This is a genomic window from Patescibacteria group bacterium (assembly GCA_018896645.1).
Taxonomy (GTDB): Bacteria; Patescibacteriota; Patescibacteriia; order UBA2591; family JABMQE01; genus JAHIMF01.
This window is the reverse complement of record JAHIMF010000007.1, coordinates 1-3,801: the sequence shown is the minus strand read 5'-3', so window position 1 is coordinate 3,801 and position 3,801 is coordinate 1. Positions and strand designations below refer to the sequence as shown.

At 42.0% G+C, this 3,801-nt stretch carries 3 protein-coding genes; all 3 read left to right on the top strand.

Features of this window, described 5'->3' with window-relative positions; genetic code table 11:
• Window positions 1-544 (top strand): DUF4143 domain-containing protein (locus tag KKD20_00555; protein MBU4331602.1); only part of this gene is annotated, 544 nt, incomplete at its 5' end.
• 88 nt (window positions 545-632) lie between these two features.
• On the top strand, window positions 633-1,010 hold the full coding sequence (locus KKD20_00550) for a four helix bundle protein (protein MBU4331601.1): 378 nt from the start codon (window positions 633-635) through the stop codon (window positions 1,008-1,010).
• A gap of 184 nt (window positions 1,011-1,194) precedes the next feature.
• Window positions 1,195-3,801 (top strand): LamG domain-containing protein (locus KKD20_00545; protein ID MBU4331600.1); only part of this gene is annotated, 2,607 nt, incomplete at its 3' end.

Here is a 3,801-nt window from a genome sequence, read left to right as displayed (position 1 = left end):
TTATTTATTTTCCAATATCGGCCAGCCGTATAGTTATAATTCGCTGGCGGGATTTTTGAAAATGAATGACAAGACAATCAAGGAATATATCGGTTTTTTTGAGAAATCTTTTCTGCTTTTTGAATTATCAAATTATCAGTTTTCTTTGAAAAAGCAAGAAAATTATCCCAAAAAAGTTTATGCCATAGACAATGGCTTTATCAATGTGGTCTCTTTTTCATTCAGCGAGAATTACGGGCGGTTTCTGGAAAACGCGGTTTTCCTGGGATTTTTGGAAGCGGGGAAAGAAGTTTATTATCATCTCGGAAAATACGAATGCGATTTTGTCGTCAAAGACGGAAGGAAAATAACGGAGGCTGCGCAAGTGGCAAAAATACTTGACAATAACAATGAAAAAAGGGAATTTGCCGGACTTCTGGAAGCGATGGAAAAGTTTAATTTAAAAGAAGGAATAATTATAACGGAAGCTCAAGAAGATGAAAGAAAAATCAAGGGCAAGAAAATAAAAATAATTCCGGCTTGGAAATGGTTCTTGAGCAAATAGCGGATTAATCCGCGTATAATTTGCAACAGAATATAATGCGCGGGGAGGTTTGAATAAGGATTAAATAATGTCAAATAACAAATTACAAATGCCAAATCAAATCCAAAACCTAAATTACAAAAGCAAATATGATTTGGAAGAACGAACTGCTAAATTTGGCGAGGATGTTATTGAATTTTTATTTAGTCTTCAAAAGAATGATATTAATAGGATTTTAATTAATCAAACAGTAAGATCTGGAACAAGCGTAGGCGCCAATTATTGCGAAGCTGATGGAGCGGAAAGCAAGAAAGATTTTAATCATAAAATAGGTATTTGCAAGAAAGAGGCTAAAGAAACGATGCATTGGCTTAGAATGATTGCCAAAGCAAACCCCGATAGAGCCAAAGAATGCCGTATCTTATGGCAAGAGACTCACGAATTTGCTCTGATATTTTCGGCAATAATCAATAAGTCAAAATCTTAAACTAATGACAAGCCAAGTTTAAATTTCAAATAACAAATGTCAATTCAGCTAATACTTTTTTAATGACAAATGCCAAATTACAAATGTCAATTCAATAACAAAATCCAAATTACAAATTTTGACATTTTAGCATTTGAACTTGATTTGACATTTGTAATTTGGATTTTGGCATTTAATTAAAACTATGAAAAAGATTACTCGCAAAAAACTCATCGCCATAATCCTCTCCGTCCTCTTGCTTGTCGCCGGGTATTTCGCGTTTTTGCAGAAGCCGGAGACGGCGGCGGCGGATTGGTGGGATGATAGCTGGCTTTTCCGCAAAGAAATTCCGGTGACGAATAATACAACTGCGGAGAGCAATGTTTATATCGCGGCGACGATTGACACTTCGGACACGACGAAGTTTCAAACGGACTGCGGGGATTTGCGGTGGACGGAATACGGGGGCGCTCTTTTGCCATATTATATCGCATCCGGCTGCGGGACTGCGACGACTGTCGTCCATATAAATTTCGCGTCGTTTCCGGCAGGCGCGCAGATGATTTATTATTACTACGGCAACTCGTCCGCGGCAAACGGCTCCGCGTCTGCCGATTTTTCCACCACCGCGTCAAACTATACCGTCGGAACAATCGGCGCCGAGGAAAAAGGCCCCGGTCCCGTGGCGTTTTGGAAATTTGACGAAGGGTTTGGCCAGACGGCGAATGATTCCACAATCAACGCCAACAACGGAACGCTTGGTTCTACTGTTAATGTTGACGCCAACGACCCGACTTGGCAATCCGAAGATATGTGCGTGAGTGGGAAGTGTTTGAGGTTTGATGGGAGTGATGATTATGTGGACGCGGGAAGTGGGGCGCCAATCACAAATGTGTCTATTTGGACATTGGAATCATGGATAAAACCAGCTAGTATCCCTCAATCTAGTATTGTTGTTTATAATGGTAATGATAGTGGGGGTTATGGCTTTGGGATAGCGAATGGCGGTGGGGATGGAGGCAATGGAAATAAATTAGTAGGATTGTTTGGTGCTGTAGCTTGGATTGATTCTGGTTATACATTTCCATCAGCAAATCAGTGGTATCATATTGCTATGGTTCGCGATGGCGTCACTACTAGATTTTATGTCAATGGCTCTCAAACTGACGGTACAAGTGTTTCAACTCCGAGTGCTGTTGCGGATAAATTCAGCATTGGCATGCAATATAACGCAGCAAATGTTCTTACCCGTTTTTTCTCCGGCTCCATTGACTCCGTCAAAATCTATCCCTATGCCCGCACCGCCAGCCAGATCAAGGCGGATTATGCTTCGCGAGGAACGGCGAATGGCGCCTCCGTTGTCATTGCGAGCGAAGCGAAGCAATCTCTGTCTAATGGCCTCGTGGGATATTGGAAAATGGATGAAGCGAGCTGGAACGGCACAGCCGGTGAAGTTCTTGATGCCAGCGGAACCGGAAACAATGGGGTAGCCGCTGGCGCGACTCACAAACCAACCACCGGCGCGGGGAAATTCGGCAATGGAGGAGTTTTTGACGGGGTGGATGATTATGTGAATGTAACATCAATAGCAAGTCTAGAACCGAACAATATTACTGTTTCTGCTTGGGTATATTTTTCAAATAGTTCCCAATCCATTATATCAAGAGGTGATCCAAACTATGCGACTATGTCTTATATACTTTATGCGAATTCATTAGGTTATAATAATCGACCAATTTTTTATGTTAAAAATGCATCAGATGTAGTTGTTGGTGCAGGTAATGATATAGTTTCAAATGGCTGGCATTATATTACAGGAACATATGATGGGGTAAATGTAAAATTATATATAGATGGTGCAGAAGGCGATAGTCAACCTCAAACTGGTAATATATATTATGTATATTATGCTGATTTTAAAATAGGAACAGCAATATATCCTAACGCTTTTTTCAACGGCTCCATCGACTCTGTCCGAATCTACAACCGCGCGCTGTCTCCGAAAGAAGTTCGGGATTTGTATAATTTCGCGCCGGGGCCGGTGGGGTGGTGGAAGATGGATGAGAAAGTTTCGGGGAATGCCAAAACCCTCAACGATTCTTCGGGGTATGGAAATACGGGGACGACTGTTGATGGAGCTAATGATACGGGAATGGATTGCATGGTGCCCGGAAAAATCGGCGGGGGGTGTGAGTTTGACGGGGTGGATGATTATGTTAATGCGGGGAACGGGGCGAGTTTGGGTTTTACTTCAAGTTTTACAGTAGGAGGTTGGATGAAAATAAAGGATACAAATCCTAACGCATTAGTTGCAAAAGATTGGGGCGTTGGAAGTGCTAGAGGATGGTATTTTGCAACTGTTCAGACAACTAATCAATTAAGATTTTTAGTCTCAAGTGATGGAACGACGATTTCTTTTTTAACAACAACCAATTCTTTTAATCTCAATGAATGGTATCATTTGACTGGGGTATATGATGCTTTAGCCCAAACTTTAAAAGTTTATGTCAACGGAGTAAAATGGGATGGAACTATTACTGGAACAGTTCCTGTGTCTATATACAATTCATCTTTGAATGTAACAATCGGAGCTTCTGGCGGTTATGCTAACGGCTCCATTGACGATGTTCGCATCTACAACTATGCCCGCACTGCCAGCCAGATTGCGGAGGATTATGCTGGGGGCGCGGGGAGGAAACAGCCGGTTGGGTATTGGAAATTCGATGAAGGTTACGGCATTACAGCAAATAACTCCGGCATCGGAGGTTCGGCCTTGAATGGCACGCTTACGACTATGGCTTCTCCTGCCACC